This is a genomic window from Nesterenkonia sp. HG001 (genome assembly GCF_034438835.1).
In the GTDB taxonomy this organism is placed as follows: Bacteria; Actinomycetota; Actinomycetes; order Actinomycetales; family Micrococcaceae; genus Nesterenkonia; species Nesterenkonia xinjiangensis.
Genome location: NZ_JAOSZD010000008.1, coordinates 126,605 through 146,919, shown reverse-complemented (window position 1 = coordinate 146,919; position 20,315 = coordinate 126,605). Strand labels below are relative to the sequence as shown.

Below are 20,315 nucleotides of genomic sequence, written 5' to 3'. Positions count from 1 at the left end.
GCGGCGCGTCGGCTCAGAGATCCTCGAGGCTGAGCACCTCGACCTCGGCCTCGGCGAACTCCTCCCAGGTCTCAGCGGAGCGTGCAGCATCGACTCCGGCGGTCAGCTCCCGGATGACGCGCACCCGGTAGCCGTTCTCCACGGCGTCGAGCACGGTGGCCCGCACACAATGATCGGTGGCCAATCCGACGATCGTCACCGTGTCGATCTCCTGATCGGTGAGCCAGGCGTGCAGGTCCAGGGATTCCTCGGCGACCGCGTCGCCGGCGGTCACCTTGGTGCCGTTCTCACCCTCGAGGGTGCCCACCCGCTCGGGGTCTCCGACCATGCCCTCGAACCCGGAGTATCCGTCGGAGTATTGCCCCTTGAGGAAGCGGGTCTGGATGTGGTCAGTGTCCAAGTCCTCGTGGAGGTCCGCCCCCGGGGTGCCCGCCACACAGTGCACGGGCCAGCTGGTGCGGAAGTCGGGGTTCTCGGCGAAGTGGGCCCCGGGGTCGATGTGCCAGTCCTGGGTGGCGACGACGGCGTCGAAGTCCGCGTGGGCCTCCTCCAAGAACTCGCTGATCTCGCCGGCCACATGGGCTCCGCCCTGCACGGCGAGCGTGCCGCCTTCGCAGAAGTCGTGCTGGACGTCGACGATGATCAGGGCCTCGGCCATGGATCTCCTCCTTAGACGGCGCGCGTGGAGTCCTCCACGTGCTCCCCACGCTACTGCACCGAAGGCCGGCGGTGCAGCAGCGTGCAGGAGAGTCCCTGGGGGTGCTCAGCCGGGGATGGAGATCGACTCCGCGAGGTCGAAGTCCTCGCTGACCAGAGTCATGTTCGCCGTGGCTCCGGCGAAGGTCCCTGCACTCATCGACATCACCACGTTGGCGGCAGGATCGGAGATGTTGCCCACGGCCCAGACCCGCGGGTGGCTGGTGCGCCCGGTGCGGTCCACGGACAGGAACTCACCCATCGGGGTGGCGTTGCGTGCGAGTCCGAGCTCCTCCAGGGGTGCGTCGTGTGGTCGCAGGGCGCCAGCGGTGAAGATCGCGTCCACGGGCACCTCGCGCCCGTCGGCCAGCGTGACGGCGGTCACCGCGCCGTCCTCGCCGTGAACCGCTGTGACGACGGCAGGCTCGATGACCACGTCCCGTGCGCGGAGCCGCCGTGCGGTCTCGTCGGAGAGAGGCTCGGCGCCGGCGCTGAAGAAGGTCAGCCGATCTGTCCACTGGCGCAGCAGCTCGGCCTGGTGCAGGGCCATCGGCCCGGCGGCGAGCACGCCCAGGCGCTTGTCGCGGACCTCCCAGCCATGGCAGTAGGGGCAGTGCAGCACAGAGGACCCCCAGTGCTCGGCGAGCCCAGGCACGTCGGGCAGCTCGTCGGTGAGCCCGCCGGCGGCGATCACCGCACGGCCGAGGACCTGGCTTCCGTCCTCGAGGGTGACCGTCAGGGTGACCGGGCCGCTCTCCACGGAGGCTTCGGAGACCCGGGCGACGACGCCGGGCACGAGGTCCGCTCCATAGCTGAGCGCCTCCTGGCGACCGGTGCGGAGCAGCTCGGCGGGATCCAGGCCCTCGTGACCCAGCACCGTGTGCAGGTGCGAGGCGGCCCGGTTCCGGGGTGAGCCGGCGTCGATGATCAGCACTCGACGGCGGGCGCGGCCCAGGGCGACGGCGGCGCTGAGGCCGGCCGGCCCCGCACCGATGACCACTGCGTCGTAGAGCTCGCCTGACTCAGGGCGAGGGCCGGAGGCGCTGACAGTGTGGCGGGAGGAGGGGGGAGGAGTGGAGTTCATGCTCCCATCCTCCTCCTGCGAACGGTTCCCAGAAAGCGATCTTGCAGAATTGGCAATAATTGGGGAGGCTGGAAGCATCCGCACGCGTCGAAGGAGGGCGAGGCACCGTGATCCGAGAACTCGCGCAGGTGGGGATCCGACTGCGTGGCGCACGCACGGCACGGGGCTGGACCCTGGACCGGCTGGCCCGAGCCTCAGGGGTCTCCACCTCGACGATCTCGCGTCTGGAGTCGGGCAAGCGGCAGGCGAGTCTGGAGCTGCTGCTGCCGCTCACCCGAGAACTGGGCATCGCAGTGGACGACCTGCTGGTCCACGAAGCATCCGACCCCCGAGTCAGCCGCCCCGGATGGCGCGGAGAGGGGATGGAGGTCCAGCCCCTCTCCGAGGAGCGTTCCCCGGTCAACGCCTTCCGGATCACCTATGCGGAGCGGTCCCCGCATGAGCGCCTCCACACCCACCGGGGCTACGAATGGTTCTATGTGACCTCCGGCCGCCTCCGCCTGCAGCTCGGCGAGGAGGAGGTCATCCTCAGCCGCGGGGAGGCCGCGGAATTCGACACGCTGATCCCCCACGCGTTCAGCGCGGCCGGACCCGGGGAGGCGGAGATCATCAGCCTCTTCAGCGAGGAGGCCATGGGGCCGCACACTGATCCCGAGCAGACGGGCGAGGACGCCGGACGCGTCGACTCCGAGGTCAGCTGAAGATCGTCGGCAGCACCGGCTCGCCGTCCTGCAGGCTGGTCGCAGCGGCAGGAAGCTCGTCCACGGACGCGCGGTGGCGCCGGCGGGCGCGCTCCACGCCCTCGGCGCCGGTGTGCTCGGCGAGGATCTCCCCGTCGATCACCAGCGGCACCATCAGTTCGCGGTGGTCGTCGGCCTCAAAGGTGGGAGCCCGGCCGATGCCGACCACCTCGGCCTGCGCTACATGATCGGTGCCGTAGGTGCGCACCGGGTGCTTGACCCCGCCCACACTGGTCTTGCCGACCGCCGCCTTCGCGACGGGGACCGGGACGCCGTCGTCGTCGGTGCGCTCGACCAGCTTGTAGACCATCGAGGCCGTCGGTGCGCCCGAGCCGGTCACCAGCTGGGTGCCCACGCCGTAGGAGTCCACCGGGGCGGACTGCAGACGTGCGATCGCGTACTCGTCCAGGTCCGAGGTCACGATGATCCGGGTCTCGGTGTTGCCCAGCGAGTCCAGCAGTGTGCGGACCTGATGGGCCTGCTCGATCAGGTCCCCGGAGTCCAGCCGCACCGCGCCCAGCTCCGGCCCGGCGATCTCGACCGCGCGGTGCACGGCGGCCTCGACGTCGTAGGTGTCCACCAGGAGCGACGTGCCCGCGCCGAACGCCTCCACCTGGGCGGCGAAGGCCTGCTCCTCGGAATCGTGGAGCAGAGTGAAGGCGTGCGCGGCGGTGCCGAGAGTCGGCAGCCCCCAGCGACGCCCGGCCTCGAGGTTCGAGGTCGCCGAGAACCCGGTGATCACCGCCGCCCGTGCCGCGGCCACCGCCGAGTGCTCCTGCGTGCGGCGCGATCCCATCTCCACGCAGGGGCGCTCACCTGCGGCGACCGTCATCCGCGAGGAGGCCGAGGCGATGGCCGAGTCATGGTTGAGCACGGAGAGGACGAATGTCTCCAGGAGGGTCGCCTCCGCGAAGCTGGCCTCCACGCGCAGCACGGGGGAATGCGGGAAGAAGACCTCGCCCTCGGCATAGCCGTGGATGCTCCCGCTGAAGCGGTACTCGCGCAGGAAATCCACGGTGGCGTCGTCGACGATCCGGTGACCGGCCAGGAAGTCCAGCTCCGGACCCCCGAAGCGGAACTCCGCCAGTCCCTCGAGCAGCCGCCCGGTGCCCGCCACGACGCCGTAGCGCCTCCCCGCCGGCAGGCTGCGGGCGAACACCTCGAACACGCAGCGGCGATGCGCCGCGCCCGACCGCAGGGCGGCCTGGACCATGGTCAGCTCGTACTGGTCGGTGAGAAGCGCGGTGGAGGGGCGGGGCGCGGCCGGTGAGGAGCCGCGAGCCTCCGGGCGGAGTGAATGTGTCACGCCCCCAGCGTAGAATAACCAGCATGAGCTCCGTGGAAGGGTCGACGCTCACCCGTGAGGAGACCGATCTCGAGGCAGAGTTCTCGACGCTCCAGCACGTCCAGCGTCCGTATCAGGTCGTCGTCTGGAACGACCCTGTCAATCTGATGTCCTATGTCGCCTGGGTGTTCCGCAGCTACTTCGGGCACTCTCGGCAGCGCGCGCACCAGCTGATGATGCAGGTCCATGAGCAGGGTCGCGCCGTGGTGGCCACCGGGACCCGCGAACAGGTCGAGCGCCACGTCACCGCCATGCACCACTTCGGGCTGCAGGCCACACTCGAGGAGGCCTGAACCCATGGCCACCGCCTTCCGCGCGACCTCCCACGGCTATCGCGCCGACCTGGACGCCCATGAGCGCCGTCTGCTGAGCTCGCTCTGCGGCGACGTCATCGACCTGCTGCAGTCGCGGACCGACGAGGTCGCTGCGGACTCCGCGGAGCCCGAGACGGACGAGGACGCCGAGTCGACGCAGCATCTGCGGCAGGACCCCGTCCTCGCCCACTTCAGCGCCGAGCTGGCCGGACTCGGCGGCTCGGAGGTCCTGGACGCCCCGCGGGACGAGGTGCTCGCCCGCCTGCTTCCCGCGGCGTCGCGGGACCCGGAGCAGGCCGGACAGCTGCGTCGCCTCGCCGAGGCCTCCCTGCGTGAGTCCAAGATCGCCGACCTGCGCACCGCACGCATGCTGCTGGAGTCCTCCCCGGTCCAGCTGGCAGAGGACCAAGCGCCGCTGTTCGGCCGTGCCATCAATGACGTGCGCCTGACCCTGGCCACCCGGATGGAGATCCGCACCGAGGAGGATGCCGAGCGGGTGCACCGCGCCGCCGTCTCCGGCCGGGTGAAGAACACCGAGACCTTCATGGCCGAGATCTACACCTTCATCACCTGGCTGCAGGAGACCCTCTTCACCGCCATGGTCGAGTTCCTCCCCGAGGGCGAGGACGACGACGAGGGCGACGACGAGGGCACGGGGTGAAGGTCGCCGCTCCTCATCCCGAGGCGCCCATCGGGATCTTCGACTCTGGGGTCGGCGGGCTGACCGTCGCCCGGGCGGTGCTGGACCAGCTGCCCGGCGAGTCGGTGCTCTACATCGGGGACACCGCGCACGGGCCCTACGGCCCGCTGCCCATCGCGAAGGTCCGGGCGCAGTCCCTGGGCGTCATGGACGAGCTCGTGGACTCGGGGGTCAAGGCCCTGGTCATCGCCTGCAACTCCGCCTCCTCGGCTGTGCTCCGGGACGCACGGGAGCGGTACACGGCGCGCTACGGGATTCCCGTGGTGGAGGTCATCCAGCCAGCGGTGCGGCGTGCCGTGGCGGCGACCCGCTCCGGACGGATCGGCGTCATCGGCACGGCTGCCACGGTGGGCTCCCGCGCCTACGAGGACACCTTCGCCGCGGCCCCCCAGCTCCACGTCACCTCGGCGGCCTGTCCACGATTCGTGGAGTTCGTGGAACGCGGGATCACCGCCTCGCCCGAACTGATCGCTGCCGCCGAGGAGTACACCGCTCCGCTGCGTGAGCAGGAGGTGGACACCCTGGTGCTGGGCTGCACCCACTACCCGCTGCTGACCGGGGTGCTCTCCTATGTCATGGGCGACTCGGTCACCCTGGTCTCCTCAGCCGAGGAGACCGCCAAGGACCTCTTCGGCGCGCTCACCCGACATGGGCTGCTGCGTGACGCCGACGCCTCGGTCGGGGAGCACATCTTCCTCTCCACCGGGCCCGCCGACTCGTTCCGTCGGCTGGCCCGCCGATTCCTGGGACCCGAGGTCGCGGAGGTGCGGCAGCTCGACCATGTGACGGAGACCTACCCCACCGGTGTGATTCCACAGATCACCGACGCTATGCTGGCCGGTGCGACCGCGCCGTCGACGTCATCGCCATCGGCTGCATCGGTGCCGCGCGCCGCCGCTGGCGGAGAGACGACCTGAGGGGACTGGGCAGGACATGGAACTGACGATCATCGGATGCAGCGGCTCGTTCCCCGGGCCCGAGTCGCCGGCATCGTGCTACATGCTCAGCGCGGAGCATGAGGGGCGCACCTGGCGGATCATCCTCGACCTCGGCAACGGCGCGCTGGGCAAGCTCCAGCAGCACATCGCGCTGGAGGACCTCGACGCGGTCTGCCTGAGCCACCTGCACCCCGACCACTACATGGACCTCTGCGGACTCCACGTGGCGATCCGCTGGCGTCCCGGCGGCTGGCCCGGCAAGCACCTGCCGGTCTTCGGACCGATCTACACCGACCAGCGCATCGCCAACGCCTACGGCATGGAACCGGACCCGGGCATGCACCCGGACTTCGACTTCTGCAGCTGGAACCCCTGGCAGGCAGAACAGATCGGGCCCTTCACCATCACCCCGGTCCCGGTACGGCATCCCATCGACGAGGCCTACGCGCTGCGGGTGCAGGTCTCCGGCGAGGACGGCCGACTGCGCACCCTGACCTATTCCGGGGACACCGACGCCTGTGACAACCTCGTCGAGGCCGCCCGGGGTGCCGACCTCTTCCTCTGCGAGGCCGCCTTCGAGGACGGCCGGGACGACCACATCGAAGGAGTGCACCTCAACGGCCACCGTGCCGGCGAGATGGCCACCGCCGCAGGCGTCGGGCGGCTGCTGCTGACCCACATCCCGGTGTGGACCTCCCAGCGGATCCTCCTGGAGCACGCCCGCGGCACGTTCACCGGTGACATCGCCGTAGCCGTCGGGGGAGTGACCTACCGGGTCGGGCCCTCCGGAGACGCCGCACCCCAGACCTCGCCGGCCCCCGCCGTCGTCGTCGCATCCGACCACCCCGAGAGGACCGTGAGAACACAGCGTGACTGAGAACCTCCAGCGAGCCGATGGACGTGCCCCCGACCAGCTGCGCGAGGTGAGGATCACCCGCGGATGGTCCGAGCACGCCGAAGGCTCGGCGCTCATCGAGTTCGGCGGCACCCGGGTGCTGTGCACGGCCTCCTTCGAGTCCAACGTCCCGCGCTGGCTCAAGGGCCGTGGCACCGGCTGGGTCACCGCCGAGTACGCCATGCTTCCCCGAGCCACCAACACCCGCTCCTCCCGCGAATCCGTGAAGGGGAAGATCGGGGGCCGCACCCACGAGATCTCCCGGCTGATCGGCCGTTCGCTGCGCGCCGTGGTGGACACCGCCGCCCTGGGGGAGAACATGATCACCCTGGACTGTGACGTCCTGCAGGCCGACGGCGGCACACGCACCGCGGCCGTCACCGGCGCCTACGTGGCGCTCGCCGACGCTGTCGCCTGGGCCCGGGAGCAGGGCCATGTGGCTCGCCGCGCCGAGGTGCTCACCGACTCGGTGGCGGCCGTCTCCGTGGGGATCCTGCCCGACGGCACCCCCGTGCTGGACCTCCCGTACTCGGAGGATTCCACCGCCGAGACCGACATGAACGTGGTCGCCACCGGGGCAGGAGAGTTCGTCGAGGTGCAGGGCACCGCGGAGGGCGCCCCCTTCCGCCGAGACGAGCTCGACGCGCTGCTCGACCTCGCGCTCGCCGGCACCGCGCAGCTGACGCGGCTCCAGCAGGAGGCTCTGGCCTCGTGACCTCCGCCGCCCGTGACGCTCAGATCGTGCTGGCCACCCGCAACGCCGGGAAGGTCCGTGAGTTCCGCGCCCTGCTGGCCGGGGCCCCCGCGCTCGGAGACCTGGACCTGGACGTCGCCGTCGTCGACGCCGCCACCGCCGGCTGCGCCGAGGTGCCGGAGACTGGAGTGACCTTCGAGGAGAACGCGCTGCTGAAGGCCCATGCCGTGGCCGCCGAGACCGGTCTGCCTGCGGTGGCCGATGACTCCGGTCTGGCGGTGGAGGTCCTCGGCGGAGCTCCAGGCATCTTCTCCGCCCGCTGGGCCGGCGCGGGCGCCACCGACGCCCGCAACCTGGAGCTGCTCCTCGAGCAGCTGGCCGACATCGCCCCCGCGCACCGCGGCGCGGCCTTCGTCTGCGCCGCCGCGCTCGCCCTGCCCGACGGCCGCGAGGTCACCCGGCTGGGCCGGCTGGAGGGCACGCTGCTGACCGCACCCCGTGGCGACGGGGGATTCGGCTACGACCCGATCCTGCAGCCGGTGGGGGAGACCCGCAGCTGCGCGGAGCTCACCATGGAGGAGAAGAACGCCATCTCCCACCGTGGCCAGGCCTTCGCCGCCCTTCGCGATGAGATCGTCGAGGCCCTCCAGGGAGCACGCGAACGGTGAGCCTGAACTTCACCGCGGTGGACTTCGAGACGGCCAACGGGTTCCGCGGCTCGCCCTGTTCGGTGGGTCTGGTGCGGATTCGCGACGGCGTGGAGGTGGCCAGCCACTACACCGAACTGCGCCCCCCGGTGGGTTTCGACCGCTTCGACCCGAAGAACGTCGCCGTGCACGGGCTCTCCCCGGAGGCCGTCGCCGTGGCACCGCGCTTCTCCGAGGCGTTCTCGGAGATCGAGGCGTTCATCGGCACCGACACCCTGGTGGCGCACAATGCCGCCTTCGACGTCGAGGTCTTCCAGGCCGCCCTCGAGGTCAGCGGGATGGACTCCCCAGGGCTGCGCTGCTGGTGCTCCGTGCAGCTGTCGAGGGTCGTCTACGACCTGCCCTCCCACGCGCTGCCGAAGTCCGCGGCCGAGGCCGGGCACACGCTCGGCCGCCATCACCATGCCCTGGAGGACGCACGGGCCTGCGCGGCGATCGTCTGCGACATCTCTGCTCGGCAGGGGATCGTCGAGCTGGACGAGCTCTTCCTCTCCTGCAGCCTCGAGCCCCTGCATCTGCCGGCCTGGACCGGATCCCCGGAGGAGCCCTCCCGGGCCACCGCCCAGGTGCGCGCGATGGGGCCGATCTTCGACTCGCGGGTCCGGACGGTCCCTGACGAGGCGCTGCCGGACCTGCTGCGCTGGCAGGACGAAGGCCGCAACCTCCCGCCCTCCGAGAGCGCGGACCCGGCCCATCCGCTCCACGGGGAGCAGGTGGTCTTCACCGGGAGTCTGAGCATTCCGCGCCCCGAAGCCAAACGTCTGGTGGCCGCCCATGGCGGGCAGACCACCTCCCGGGTCACCGCGGGCACGACTCTGCTGGTGGTCGGCGACGGCTACCGCTCGACGGGGTCCACTGAGCAGGTCCCGCTGCAGACCAACAAGTCCCGGGACGCCCTCCGGCGTCGGCGGCACGGGCAGGCGCTGCAGGTGCTCGCCGAGGAGGAGTTCCGTGAGCTGCTCGGAGAGTCCTGGCCCGCGACCGCAGGTCCGCCGCCCACCGCCGCCGTCCGACTCACACCGGGGCTGTGACGCGCTGCCAAGGCGTCAGCAGGGCGGTCTGCAGGGTCGCCTCGAGCTCGTCCGGAAGGGCGGTGACGTCCGGCTGCTGACCGCCCGCGGCCCGCACCTGTGCCAGCACCGCGGCGGCGGTGACCTCGTCGGCATCGGTCATGATGTCTCGCGCCTGCGCGAGCGCCGCGCGGACCGCCGCCGGACCGGGGTCTTGCTGGGCGCCGAGTCCACGCACCGTCGCGACGAGCCGCGCTGCGTCGGCATGGAGCCGGGGATGGCCCTGGGTCAGGGCCAGCGCCTGCTCCGTCCAGCGCAGCACCAGGGAGTCCTCCACGTAGGGGACCAGCGCCAGTGGCACCAGCCGCAGCAGACCGGAAGGGTCGGCGCACTCCGGCTGCGCCGGTGAGGAGGGGTAGGCCATCTCTCCGGTGGCCAGTCCCCGGCGGGAGACCTCTCCGCTGTCCGGCATCAGTGCCAGCGTCGGAGACCGGCCGTTCAGCAGCTCGGCCAGCGCCCGGTCGGTGGCGCGGGCCGGCGGCTCGGGGGCGCCCTCCGGGAAGGAGCCGGTCAGCAGCCGATGCCAGCGCAGCGAGGCCAGCCAGAGGCAGGCCAGCGGGTCGGCGGCCACACCCTGCCGGGTCCAGTCCAGCAGCTCCAGCAGGCCGTCGGCGAGGCACACCTGGTGCAGGGCTTCGGCGTGCAGCCTGGGTCCGGAGTCGTCGGCGGCCAGGGCGGTGCCGAGACCGGCGCGGAGCACCGGAGCGAAGCGGGCGATCAGTCCGGCGTCGGAGGAGTCATCGGGGGCTGGAGGTCTGGGGGAGGGCTCGTCGGGAGTCACGCCCATACTGTAACCAGTCCGTGCTGCTGCCGCGGACCCGCCCGGTGAGCACTGCCGCGCGCGGGCCCTGCTGCGCGTCTGCCGGCACGCGTCACCGCCTGCCGATACCGTGGAGCCATGCGATGGCTCCACACCTCCGACTGGCATCTGGGACGCGGCTTTCACGGCACCTCTCTGGTCGACGCCCAGCAGGAGATGCTGGACACCGTCTGCCGGACGGTCGAGGACCAGCGGGTGGACGTGGTCCTCGTCGCCGGAGACGTCTACGATCGCGCCCTGCCCCCGGAATGGGCGGTGAGCATGCTGGAGCGCTGCCTGCTGCGGCTCGCCGACGCCGGGGTCACCGTCATCATCACCTCCGGAAACCATGACTCCGCCCAGCGGCTGGGATTCGGGCGTGGCCTGATGGCGGCATCGGGCGTCCACCTGCGCACCTCTCTGGAGGACGCCTGGACCCCGGTGACGCTCGACGACGGCGAGGAGGTCGTCCTGGTCTACGGGGTGCCCTATCTGGAGCCGCAGCTCTATGCCTCACGCCTGGGTCTCGGGCGGGTCAGCCACACCGCGCTCATGGAGGAGGTCATCAGGAGGATCCAGGCGGACGTCGACCGCCGCCGCCAGGAGATCTGCCCCGGAGTGACGGTGCGGACCGTCCTGATGGCCCACCTGTTCGCAGCCCACGGGGTGGGTTCCGACTCGGAGCGGGCCATCGGCGTCGAGGCACCGTCAGGGGAGCCCATGGAGCACTCGGAGGAGAGCTCCGGCGGTCTCGCCGTGGTCCCGCTGTCCCTGTTCGAGGGCTTCGACTACACCGCGCTGGGACACCTGCACGGTCGTCAGCGTCTGGCCCCGCAGGTCCGCTACAGCGGCTCGCCGCTGCGCTACTCCTTCTCCGAGGCGCGGCAGGCCAAGGGCGCCTGGCTCTGGGACAGCACGGACTGGTCCGCGATCACCGGACTGGACTGGCACATCGGCCGAGACCTCGCCCAGCTGCGCGGCGCGCTCGAGGAGATCCTGGACGAGCCCACCGTCAGGCGCCACCGCGAGGACTTCGTCCAGGTCACCGTCACCGACGTCGTGCGCCCAGAGCGCGCATTCCAGCGTGTCCAGGAGGCCTATCCGCACCTGGCGACCTTCGCCCACCGTCCCCCGCAGGAACCCGGCGCTGCGGCCGGCTACGCCGAGGCCCTGCATCAGGCGGAGACGCCGGGGCAGGTGGTGGACTCCTTCCTTGAGCACGTCCGCGGCCGTGGGCCGGGGGAGGAGGAGCAGGAGATCCTCACCGAGGCGCTGGCCGCGGTGCGCGTGGACCTGGCCCGTACCGGAGGCCCCGCTCCGGAGGAGGGGACGTCATGAGGCTCCATCGGCTGCGGCTGACCGCCTTCGGCCCGTTCCCCGGGACCGAGGAGATCGACTTCGACGCCCTGAGCGCCGACGGGCTGTTCCTGCTGCACGGCCGCACCGGCTCCGGCAAGACGACGGTGCTCGACGCCGTCACCTTCGCGCTCTACGGCGACGTGCCGGGTCAGCGTGACGTGGCAGGGCTCCACAGTCACCTCGCGCCCCCGGAGCGCGAGCCCAGCGTGGAGCTGGAGTTCACCCAGTCGGACCGGCGCTGGCTGATCCGCCGCACCCCTCCGCATCGGCGACCGAGTCGTCGGGCGAAGACCGGCTTCGTCGCGCAGAACCAGACCGTGCTGCTCCAGGTCCACGACGGCGAGCAGTGGCGGGAGGTCACCAGCGGGGTGCAGGCCGCCTCCAAGGAGATTCAGGACATCCTGCCGCTGGACCGCCACCAGTTCACCAAGGTCATCCTGCTGCCGCAGGGCGAGTTCGCCCAGTTCCTCCATGCGAACAGCATGGAGAAGCAGAAGCTCCTGCAGAAGCTCTTCGACACCACTCTGTTCCAGAGTTTGGAAGCCGAGCTCAACGACCGGACCAAGCAGCTGCGCGAACGGATCGCCCAGGCCGAACACCGCGTGGAGGTCACCGCCGACGGTGTCCGCTCCCAGGCGAAGGCCATGCTGGAGCCGGCGCTGGGGGAGGACCTCTCGCGCTTCACCGCGGTGCCCCCGGAGGAACTGGGCGAAGCCCTGGAGCTTCTCGCTGATTGGCTGGCTCGGGACTTGGCGCGCAGCGTGGAAACCGCCGCCGCGGAGGAAAGGGCTGCGCGTGACCGCGCAGACGTGCTCCGCCGACGTCGGACCCTTCTGAAGGGGCTCGCTGCCCACGAGGAGCGACGTGCCGCCCATGAGGCTCGGCGCGAGACGGCGCAGCAGCACCGCATCGAGCTCACCCGGCATCAGCAGGCCACGGAGATCCGCCGCTGGTTCGTCAACGCCGAGCGCCTCGAACGTGAGGCCGGCACGCGGCGCGACCACGCCGCAGAACAGATCGTCGCGCTGCGGGCGACGCTCGGCGCACAAGACGACGTCGACACCGACGGGACGGCGGCCGCCGCGCTGGTGTCTGCTGACGGAACTCCGGATCCGCAGCCGCTCCGGGGGCTGCTCGACGAGCTGGCGCAGCTGCGCGGAGCCCTCCAGGAGCAGGACGCCGCGCGGCTGGAACGGCGGCGACGCGAGGCCGACGACGAGCGGACCCTCGCCCGGCGTCGGGTCGGCGAACAGCAGGAGATCTGCCGCAGGCTCGACGAAGAGATCACCGGGATCGCCGAACGTGAGCAGAAGCTCGCCGCAGCCTGGCAAGACGTCGAGGAGCTCGAGCACCGGAGCAGAGCCCTGGAAGAATTCCTGAGGCTGCACCGGCGCCGTGCCGAGCTGGCGGGTCAGCTGGATCAGCGCCGCGGCCGTGCCGACAGGGACCGGGCCGCGGCGCTGGAGGCTGAACGCACCGAGCAGTCGGCCGACGCCCGCAGGCGCCGGCTCCTCGCCGGGCACCTGAGCACGGTGGCACGCCGCCTCGCCGCAGACCTGGTCTCCGGAGAGCCCTGCCTGGTCTGCGGCTCCACCGATCATCCCGATCCCGCGAGAGGCGCCGATCAGGAGGCCTCTGAGGAGCCAGCGCGGGAGGTCGGGGAGGAGGACGTCGAGCAGGCCACCGAACACCTCCATGACGCCGCCCGCGCCCGCGCCCGGGCGGACTCCGCGTTCGAGGCCGCCCGCGAAGCGGTCCGGGAGCTCGAGGAGGACCTGTCCGAGCTCGCCCTGCAGCTCCGGGAAGCAGGCGGCGCCGACCCCGACCCTGCCGACCCCGTCCCTGCCGACCCCGACCCCGCGACGCGCGTGGAGGTGTGCGCGGGCGAGGCGCTCGTGGAGACCGCCGCCGCCGAGCTCGAGGACGCGCAGCGGCGGCATGACATGGCGGAGCAGAGTCTGCGGGACCAGCGCCGACGGGAGGCGGACCTCGCGCGGCTCCGCGAGGAGCTCTCCGCCGCGCGGCGCGGCCGTCTCGCCGGGGGCCATGCTCTCGAGCAGGCCGAGGCTGAGGTGGATCGACTGACCCACGAGATCATCACGTCGGACGTGCTCCTCACCCGGCTGCGCGGCTCTCACCCCGACGTCGGAGCACGGCTGACCGCGCTCGAGCTCCTCGAGACCCGGTGCCGGGAGGCCGAGACGGTCCTCAACCGGTGGCGGGACGCTGAGGGGTCGGCCCGGGCGGCTCGCGAGTCTGCCCGCCAGCATCTGCAGGACTCGCCGGTGGCCGCTGAGGAGGAGCTCGCCTCCGCTCTCCTAGACGACGCCGCCGTGCACGACCATCAGAAGATGATCCAGGCGTGGGACAGGGAGGAACAGCGGCTGGGTCTTGCGGAGGAGTCTCAGGACATCGTGGCGGCCCACGCCCTCCGTGAGGAGGAGCCGACGCTCCCCGAGGAGGTCACAGTCCGGGCCGCCGAGCAGCACGCCGAGGCTGCGGACGCACGTCATCACCAGGCACAGAGCGCCCGCGACCGTTTCGAGGACCGACGACGCGCCGCGGGCGAGGCCTGTCTGCGGATGACCGCGGCGCTGCGGGCCCGGGACGGAGAGCTGACTGAGCACCGTCGGCTCGCGGAGCTCGCCTCCACCCTCAACGGTGCCGGTCCGGACAATCCTCGCCGCATGACGCTGACCAGCTACGTGCTCGCCGGCCGGCTGGAGAGGGTCGCGTCCGCCGCGACCCGACACCTGCAGACCATGTCGGAGGGGCGTTATCGGCTGCTTCACGATGATGTCGAGGGCACGGGACGGCGTCACGGGCTGGAGCTGAAGGTCCATGATGAGCACAGTGACCATGAGCGACCCACCTCGTCGCTCTCGGGCGGGGAGACGTTCATGGCCTCCCTGGCGATGGCTCTGGGACTGGCTGAAGTGGTGCAGTCCGAAGCCGGGGGAGTGGGGCTGGAGAGCCTCTTCATCGATGAGGGTTTCGGTTCACTGGACGAGGAGAGCTTGGACCACGTGATGGCCGCCCTGCACCGTCTCCAGGGCGAAGGGCGGCGGGTCGGGGTCGTCAGCCACGTGACAGAGATGCACCGGGCGATCCCCACTCAGCTGCAGGTCATCCGACGGCGCACCGGCTCGACTGTCAGCATGGTGATCCCCTGTGCCATAGACTCCCCGCAACACTCTGCGGAGGACACGCTCAGCGTTCCCTGAACGAGGTCGTCCCGTGGGCGGCCCTCGCTCGCGGAATCTGGGTCGGGGCCAGGCCGCGCGGCGGCCGCAGCATCAGGCCGGTGCAGCGGCTCGTGCCGTGACGAGAGGGAGGCAGGATGTACCGGGTGGCACCGTCGAGATGGCTCAGCGGCGCCGCGCGCGCACCGGCCGCGCTGCTTCCCGTCGGGATGCTCTTCGCCGCGACCGGCGCCGGCTCCCTCACCGTCACGGCCCTGATGACCAGCTTCACGCTGATCGGACTCGCCCTCTCGGTGCCCTGCGCCGGCGCCGCGGCTGATCGGTTCGGTCAACGGGCGGTGCTGCTGGCCACTGCCGGGCTCCATGTGATCCTGTTGGTGCTGATCCTGGCGGTCATCGCCGCGGTGAACCCCGGACCGGGCCAGGAGCCTTCGTGGACGCTGCTCGCCGCTGCCCTGGTCTTCTCGTTCGCCGCTGGTCTGACCGCACCGGCGGTGAGCGCCATGAACCGAGTGCGGGGCTGGCACCTTCATCGCCACCGGCCCGAGCGAGGCATCGCTGCCGGCCCGTGGATGCGTCGGGAAGCGTCTGTGGACGACCTGCTGCTGGTTCTCTCTCCGCTGCTGGTGGGACTGCTCAGTGGATCGCTCGGAGCGGGGGCCGGACTCATGGTCGCCGCGCTCCTCGGCGCGCTGGCGGTGCCCGCCTATGCGATGGAACCGATCGCCGCAGAGCTTGACGCCACACATGAGGCCACGCGCCCGGACGAGGACGGACCCCTGGAGCCGCTGCGAGTGCCGCTGACGGCAGTGGAGCACGGCCAGCAGATGGTCATCGAGGCCAGGGGCTTCGCCCCGGAACACCCGGGAGAGCCCACTCACCCTGTGGGACCCGGGGGACATGCCAGTAGCTTCTCCCTGGCGGGGGCGCTGGCGGTGAGCCTCGGACTGGGGATCGTCGCGGGCGGCTCAGCGATCGTGGCGCTGATCATCGCCCAGGACGTGCACCGCCCGGGTGCGGCAGGCCTGCTGCTGGGGTGCTGCGGCGCGGCCGGGATGCTGAGCTCCCGCTGGCTTCCCACTCGATTCACGGCCCTGGACGTGCCCAGGCGTCGGCGGCTCTTCGCCGTGCTCCTGGCCTGGTGGGCGGCGCTTCTGGCGGCGGTGGTCGCAACGATCCTGGCCCAGCAGGGCGGCCTTCCAGGACTGGTCCTCTCCGCGGTGATGTTCCTGGGGGTCGGAGCCTCCTTGGGTGTGTTGGTCGTGGAGGTCTATCGTGTCGTGGCCCGTCGTGCGCCCAGCGCGGACCTGGTCTCCACGCTGAGCACCGTCGCGGGGGCGCTGCTGGTGGGTCTGGTGCTGGGGCTCAGCGCCGCCGGTCTGGTGGCCGAGCATGCGGGCCGCCCCTGGGGGGCCGCGGTCGTCGTCGGCGGTGCGCTGGTGCCGGCCATGCTGACGCTCCGGCCGCAGCGGCCCGCACCGCCCGTTCAGGGGAGGGCGTCGAGGACGGAGTCCTTGTAGATCCGGGAGGTCAGCACATTGACGTGGGTGCGGCCCGGGATCTCCACGAACCGTGCCGCAGCACCGGCGCGGCGGACCAGCTGCGCCAGGTGCGAGGCCCCCACAGCGATCTCGTCCTTCTCCCCGGCGACTACCAGAGTCGGGACCGCAGGCACCGCAGCGGCGAAGTCGAAGGGCTCCTGGGCGAGGCTGAGCAGCAGCTCCACCACATGGGGCAGGTTCTGATCCGGCATCGCCGCGGCCACCGTGACCACAGCGCGGGTCAGCCCGTCCCGCGGAGGAGTCCCCTCCCGCGCCCAGCGGCGGGCCGCGTCGGAGTCCAGCCCGAAGAGCCGGTCCGAGGCCGGCGAGCCGCCCATCACCAGCAGGGCCACCAGCTCCGGGTTCGCGGCGGCGAACTGCCAGGCGAGCCGGGAACCGAGGGAATACCCGTGGACGGTGACAGGCGCCGTGGACACGCCGGCCTGAAGATGATCGACGAGCAGAGTGCGCAGATCGACCAGCAGGTCCTCGGCACGCACCCCAGCCGGGTCCACTTCGGCGGAGGTGCCGTGTCCAGGCAGGTCCACGGCCAGGATGCTGCGCCCGTGCTTGGCCAGCGGCTCGAGCCACCCGGTCTTCACCCAGTTGAACAGCACGTTGGACCCGTAGCCGTGGATCAGCACCACCGGTGCGCGGGCGGCGTCGGCGCCGCGCCACAGATGGGCGGTGAGCCCGGACGGAGTGCGGAAGGTCTCCGGAGCGGGGTGGTGCAGGCGTCTCACGGGATCCACCAGCCGGGCAGGGTCAGGCGTCGAGCTGCAGGGATGCGCTCGTGGTCGCGGAGATCTCGGCGAGCAGGCGGGGATCCTCGTTGAGCTGGTGACCGTAGGAGGGGATCATCTCCTGCAGCCGCGGCCTCCAGGTCTCCAGCTGGGCCGGGAAGCACCGCTCGAGCAACCTGAACATGATCGAGGGTGCGGTGGATGCCCCGGGGGACGCGCCCAGCAGGCCGGCGATGGTGCCGTCGGCCCCGGCGACCAGCTCGGTGCCGAACTGCAGCACGCCCTTGCCCTTGGCGTCCTTCTTCATCACCTGGACGCGTTGACCGGCGGTGATCAGCTCCCAGGCCTCGTCATCGGCCTGCGGGTAGAAGTCACGCAGCGCCTCGATCTTGCGCTTCTGGGAGGTGGTGACCTCCTTCATCAGGTAGGTCACCAGATCGGTGTTCGAGGCGCCCACCTGCATCATCGGCAGCAGATTGTGCGGACGCACCGAGAACGGCAGGTCGGTGATGGAACCGTGCTTCAGGAAGCTCGTGGAGAATCCGGCGTAGGGGCCGAACATCAGGGTCCGCCGCCCCTCGACGAAGCGGGTGTCCAGGTGAGGCACGGACATCGGGGGCGCTCCCACCGAGGCCAGCCCGTAAACCTTGGCGTGATGCCGCTCCGCCACCGAGGAGTCGGTGCTGCGCAGGAACTTGCCGGAGACCGGGAATCCGCCGAAGCCCTTGATCTCCGGGACGCCGGAGGACTGCAGCAGGCTCAGTGCGCCGCCGCCGGCACCGACGAACACGAAGCGAGCTGAGGCGGTGAACTTCTGGCCGGCCGCCTTGTTGTGGACCTTCAGCTGCCAGCGGCCGTCGGAGCCCCGGGAGACGGAGGTGACCTCGTGGCCGTAGCGCAGGTCTACATCGGAGCCGGTGAGATGGTTGGCGAGCTGACGGGACAGCGATCCGAAGTCGACGTCGGTGCCGGAGTCGATCTTCGAGGCCGCCACCCGCTGCTGCGGATCACGGCCTTCTGTGAGCAGCGGTGCCCACGTCGAGATCTCATCGAGGTCCTCGGTGTGCTCGATGTCGCGGAACAGCGGCAGGGGCTTCAGGGCTTCGTAGCGATCCTTCAGGTACCGGGCGTTCTCCTCGCCCCAGACGAAGCTCACATGCGGCAGCGCATTGATGAAGGTCCGCGGGGAGCCCAGGGTGCCGTTCTCCACCCAGTGGGACCATAGCTGGCGGGAGACCTGGAACTGCTCGTTGATGCCCTGCGCCTTGGCGGTGGAGATCGCGCCGTCGGTGCCGCGCGGGGTGTAGTTCAGCTCGCACAGGGCGGCGTGGCCGGTCCCGGCGTTGTTCCACGGGTCCGAGGACTCCTGGCCAGCCTGGTCCAGTGTCTCGTAGAGAGCGATCGACCAGTTCGGCTCGAGCTCCTTCAGGATGGTCCCCAGGGTGGTGGACATGATGCCCCCGCCGATGAGGATGACATCGAACTGCTGCTCGGCGCTGGTCGACGATGACGTGGCCACAGAACTCTCCTTGAGGTTGTCCGGCGGATGAGGGGCGGCAAGCCGGGTGCTGGCCGCAGGGTCAGCCGGGGCTGCGCGGCGGCTGAACTCGGACGGGTTCCGAGGAGACTTTACCGCTGGGGGAGACGAGCCATGAAATCCCCGCGGGCAGTGTGACGGAGGGATCACACGTGGTTCATGCGGATCTCCCGGAACGGCTCGAAGAGCACCGGAGACATCGGGTAGTCGGACACCCGACGCCCCAGTGCCAGCCCGGAGATGGGATGGACCAGCGGCATCGCGGGAAGATCCTCAGCGACGATGTCGGCCACCTCGCGATACAGCTCGGCACGGTCCTCCTCGTCGGTCTCGCCCCGGGCCTGCAGCAGGAGGTCCCGGACCTCCTCAGAGTAGTAGCCGAACTCACGGGAGGTGCGTTGGAACAGCGGCCCGAAGAAGGAATGGGGGGAGCGGTAGCCGCCGTTGCGGCCCAGCAGGTGCATCGCCCGGTCCTCGTCCTCGAGCACCTCCTCCAGGTACCCGGAGTCCCACGGGACGGGATGCGGCTGGACGACGAACCCGACCCGGGTCAGATCCCGGGCGATCGAGGCGTAGACGGCCTCGGGCCTGGGCAGGTAGCTGCGGGTCGCGTTCATCGGATAGTGGAAGCGGAGCGGCTCGCCGTCGTAGCCGGCCGCCTCGAGCAGCGCGCGGGCCTCCTCCAGATCTCGTCCGTAGCGCTCGGCGGACTCGGAGTGGACTCCCAGCGAGGCGGGGGTGAACTGGTGGGCGGGGCGGGTGCCGTCCAGAAAGAGGCCGTCGATCAGCGCGGAACGGTCCACCGCCCGGGCGGCGGCCTCACGCATCCGGTGGTCCTCCATGATCGGGTGCTCCAGGTTGAATCCCAGATACAGGATGGAGAAGGGGTCGCGCTGCAGGATCATCCGGCCGGACTGCACCAGCGGGCGCAGGTTGTCGGCGGTGATGTAGTCGTAGACGTCGACCTGGCCGCGCTGCAGATCACGGAGCCGGTCGAAAGACCGTGGCACCGCCCGGACCTCGACCCGCTGGGGTGCCGGACCGGCCGGGACGTCGTCCTCTGCGCCGGCGGTCACCGCGCCGTTCCAATAGTCCTCGAAGGCCTTCATGACGACGTCACCGTCCGCGGCCTCGGTGACGCGGTAGGCGCCGGTGCCGATCGGGGAGCGGGAGACCAGGTCGGGGTCGGAGTCGGAGAGCACCTCCGGCGACGCGATGCCGAAGGCCGGCAGGGTGAGGGCCTGGGGCAGGAACACGATCGGCTCCGAGAGGGTCAGCACCACGGTGGACTCGTCCTCGGCCTCGACCGAATCCAGGACGCATGTCTCGTCGCCCAGATAGCCCCCGAACAGGGACTCGAAGGGCAGAGTGGCCGTGCGGCGCAGGGTGCCGGTGCCGTAGAGCTCGTCGAGCCGGCCCCAGCGCTCCAGGTTGGCCACCACGGAGTCGGCTGTCAGCGCGGTCCCGTCGTGGAAGACCACGCCCTGGCGCAGCTGGAAGGTGTAGACCAGGCCGTCGTCGTCCACGTCCCAGTCCCGGGCGAGCAGCGGACGGGTGGCTCCGGTCTCCTGATCGATGCCCAGCAGACCCTCGAAGACCTGCCGGCAGACGCGTTCGGTCTCCGTGTCCACCGCCAGGGCCGGGTCCAAGGAGGTGACGGCGGAGACGCCGGCGACCACCACGGTGCGCTCGCGCAGCTCCTCGGCCTCGTGCTCAGCGTCCTCGGCCGGCCCGTCATCGGGGTCTGCGGAGGCGGCCGGCCAGGTGATGGAGGGCGCGAGGAGCAGTCCGGTGGCTGCGGCCGCGGAGGACGCCCCCAGCATCTGCCGCCGGTTGAGCTCGTCGGCCATCCAGGCACTCCTCTTCGAGGTCGTCACACAGTGATCAGGGGCGTGGCGCGGCGTCGTCAGGGTCTCGTGGTCGGGCCTCGGCCGCCGGGCGCGTCTGCCC

18 protein-coding genes are annotated in these 20,315 nt (G+C 71.0%); 11 read left to right on the top strand and 7 right to left on the bottom strand.

Features of this window, described 5'->3' with window-relative positions; translation table 11 throughout:
* Positions 1-13: 13 nt before the first annotated feature.
* Both ODE13_RS13745 and ODE13_RS13740 read right to left on the bottom strand, forming a co-directional pair.
* Positions 14-658, bottom strand: a complete 645-nt coding sequence (locus ODE13_RS13745; RefSeq protein ID WP_179540235.1) for an isochorismatase family protein — start codon at positions 656-658, stop codon at positions 14-16.
* 105 nt (positions 659-763) lie between these two features.
* Positions 764-1,780, bottom strand: a complete 1,017-nt coding sequence (locus ODE13_RS13740; protein ID WP_322479761.1) for an NAD(P)/FAD-dependent oxidoreductase — start codon at positions 1,778-1,780, stop codon at positions 764-766.
* 107 nt (positions 1,781-1,887) lie between these two features.
* Here ODE13_RS13740 and ODE13_RS13735 point away from each other — a divergent pair, with 107 nt between their 5' ends.
* Positions 1,888-2,481, top strand: coding sequence for an XRE family transcriptional regulator (locus ODE13_RS13735; protein ID WP_322479760.1), 594 nt, complete (start codon positions 1,888-1,890; stop codon positions 2,479-2,481).
* On the opposite strand, the gene ODE13_RS13730 is transcribed toward ODE13_RS13735, so the two are convergent.
* Positions 2,474-3,826 (bottom strand): nicotinate phosphoribosyltransferase, encoded by a 1,353-nt coding sequence (locus ODE13_RS13730; RefSeq protein ID WP_322479759.1) that lies wholly within the window; start codon positions 3,824-3,826, stop codon positions 2,474-2,476. The two genes, ODE13_RS13735 and ODE13_RS13730, sit on opposite strands and share 8 nt — an antisense overlap.
* 23 nt (positions 3,827-3,849) lie before the next feature.
* On the opposite strand from ODE13_RS13730, the gene clpS reads away from it, so the two are divergent.
* The 7 genes from clpS to ODE13_RS13695 are packed head-to-tail and all read left to right on the top strand — an operon-like array spanning position 3,850 to position 9,144.
* Positions 3,850-4,158, top strand: a complete 309-nt coding sequence (gene clpS, locus ODE13_RS13725; RefSeq protein WP_218881851.1) for an ATP-dependent Clp protease adapter ClpS — start codon at positions 3,850-3,852, stop codon at positions 4,156-4,158.
* A gap of 4 nt (positions 4,159-4,162) precedes the next feature.
* Positions 4,163-4,840, top strand: coding sequence for a DUF2017 family protein (locus ODE13_RS13720; RefSeq protein WP_322479758.1), 678 nt, complete (start codon positions 4,163-4,165; stop codon positions 4,838-4,840).
* The gene (gene murI, locus ODE13_RS13715) at positions 4,837-5,796 is read left to right on the top strand and encodes a glutamate racemase (protein WP_322479757.1); all 960 of its coding nucleotides are present in this window, start codon (positions 4,837-4,839) and stop codon (positions 5,794-5,796) included. The genes ODE13_RS13720 and murI overlap by 4 nt, the downstream gene beginning before the upstream one ends.
* Before the next feature lie 16 nt (positions 5,797-5,812).
* Positions 5,813-6,694, top strand: coding sequence for an MBL fold metallo-hydrolase (locus tag ODE13_RS13710; RefSeq protein WP_322479756.1), 882 nt, complete (start codon positions 5,813-5,815; stop codon positions 6,692-6,694).
* The gene (rph, locus tag ODE13_RS13705; RefSeq protein ID WP_322479755.1) at positions 6,687-7,427 is read left to right on the top strand and encodes a ribonuclease PH; all 741 of its coding nucleotides are present in this window, start codon (positions 6,687-6,689) and stop codon (positions 7,425-7,427) included. The genes ODE13_RS13710 and rph overlap by 8 nt, the downstream gene beginning before the upstream one ends.
* The gene (rdgB, locus tag ODE13_RS13700) at positions 7,424-8,074 is read left to right on the top strand and encodes an RdgB/HAM1 family non-canonical purine NTP pyrophosphatase (RefSeq protein ID WP_322479754.1); all 651 of its coding nucleotides are present in this window, start codon (positions 7,424-7,426) and stop codon (positions 8,072-8,074) included. Before rph ends, rdgB begins: the two co-directional genes overlap by 4 nt.
* Positions 8,071-9,144: an exonuclease domain-containing protein gene (locus ODE13_RS13695; protein WP_322479753.1), complete on the top strand. Its 1,074-nt coding sequence runs from the start codon at positions 8,071-8,073 to the stop codon at positions 9,142-9,144. The genes rdgB and ODE13_RS13695 overlap by 4 nt, the downstream gene beginning before the upstream one ends.
* Here ODE13_RS13695 and ODE13_RS13690 read toward each other — a convergent pair.
* Positions 9,128-9,964, bottom strand: coding sequence for an ADP-ribosylglycohydrolase family protein (locus ODE13_RS13690; RefSeq protein ID WP_322479752.1), 837 nt, complete (start codon positions 9,962-9,964; stop codon positions 9,128-9,130). The genes ODE13_RS13695 and ODE13_RS13690 overlap by 17 nt on opposite strands.
* Before the next feature lie 117 nt (positions 9,965-10,081).
* Between ODE13_RS13690 and ODE13_RS13685 the strand changes: the two genes are divergently transcribed.
* From ODE13_RS13685 to ODE13_RS13675, 3 genes are all read left to right on the top strand, one after another.
* On the top strand, positions 10,082-11,320 hold the full coding sequence (locus tag ODE13_RS13685; protein ID WP_322479751.1) for an exonuclease SbcCD subunit D: 1,239 nt from the start codon (positions 10,082-10,084) through the stop codon (positions 11,318-11,320).
* Positions 11,317-14,565: an SMC family ATPase gene (locus tag ODE13_RS13680; protein ID WP_322479750.1), complete on the top strand. Its 3,249-nt coding sequence runs from the start codon at positions 11,317-11,319 to the stop codon at positions 14,563-14,565. Before ODE13_RS13685 ends, ODE13_RS13680 begins: the two co-directional genes overlap by 4 nt.
* A 125-nt stretch (positions 14,566-14,690) precedes the next feature.
* Positions 14,691-16,064 carry a hypothetical protein gene (locus ODE13_RS13675; RefSeq protein WP_322479749.1) on the top strand — a complete coding sequence of 458 codons (1,374 nt, stop codon included), beginning with the start codon at positions 14,691-14,693 and terminating at the stop codon, positions 16,062-16,064.
* Here ODE13_RS13675 and ODE13_RS13670 read toward each other — a convergent pair.
* The 3 genes from ODE13_RS13670 to ODE13_RS13660 all read right to left on the bottom strand — a co-directional run bounded on the left by ODE13_RS13670 (position 16,031) and on the right by ODE13_RS13660 (position 20,215).
* Positions 16,031-16,828 (bottom strand): alpha/beta hydrolase, encoded by a 798-nt coding sequence (locus ODE13_RS13670; protein WP_322479748.1) that lies wholly within the window; start codon positions 16,826-16,828, stop codon positions 16,031-16,033. The two genes, ODE13_RS13675 and ODE13_RS13670, sit on opposite strands and share 34 nt — an antisense overlap.
* 22 nt (positions 16,829-16,850) lie before the next feature.
* Positions 16,851-18,347 (bottom strand): malate:quinone oxidoreductase, encoded by a 1,497-nt coding sequence (locus ODE13_RS13665; RefSeq protein ID WP_322479747.1) that lies wholly within the window; start codon positions 18,345-18,347, stop codon positions 16,851-16,853.
* A gap of 164 nt (positions 18,348-18,511) precedes the next feature.
* Positions 18,512-20,215, bottom strand: coding sequence for an ABC transporter substrate-binding protein (locus tag ODE13_RS13660; RefSeq protein WP_322479746.1), 1,704 nt, complete (start codon positions 20,213-20,215; stop codon positions 18,512-18,514).
* Positions 20,216-20,315 lie beyond the last annotated feature (100 nt).

What these genes read in the sequence shown, in the direction of transcription:
- ODE13_RS13745 (WP_179540235.1), bottom strand. Translation starts at nt 658, where the DNA reads ATGGCCGAGGCCCTGATCATCGTCGACGTCCAGCACGACTTCTGCGAA.
- clpS (WP_218881851.1), top strand. Translation starts at nt 3,850, where the DNA reads ATGAGCTCCGTGGAAGGGTCGACGCTCACCCGTGAGGAGACCGATCTC.
- ODE13_RS13710 (WP_322479756.1), top strand. Translation starts at nt 5,813, where the DNA reads ATGGAACTGACGATCATCGGATGCAGCGGCTCGTTCCCCGGGCCCGAG.
- ODE13_RS13680 (WP_322479750.1), top strand. Translation starts at nt 11,317, where the DNA reads ATGAGGCTCCATCGGCTGCGGCTGACCGCCTTCGGCCCGTTCCCCGGG.
- ODE13_RS13740 (WP_322479761.1), bottom strand. Translation starts at nt 1,780, where the DNA reads ATGAACTCCACTCCTCCCCCCTCCTCCCGCCACACTGTCAGCGCCTCC.
- ODE13_RS13720 (WP_322479758.1), top strand. Translation starts at nt 4,163, where the DNA reads ATGGCCACCGCCTTCCGCGCGACCTCCCACGGCTATCGCGCCGACCTG.
- ODE13_RS13685 (WP_322479751.1), top strand. Translation starts at nt 10,082, where the DNA reads ATGCGATGGCTCCACACCTCCGACTGGCATCTGGGACGCGGCTTTCAC.
- ODE13_RS13660 (WP_322479746.1), bottom strand. Translation starts at nt 20,215, where the DNA reads ATGGCCGACGAGCTCAACCGGCGGCAGATGCTGGGGGCGTCCTCCGCG.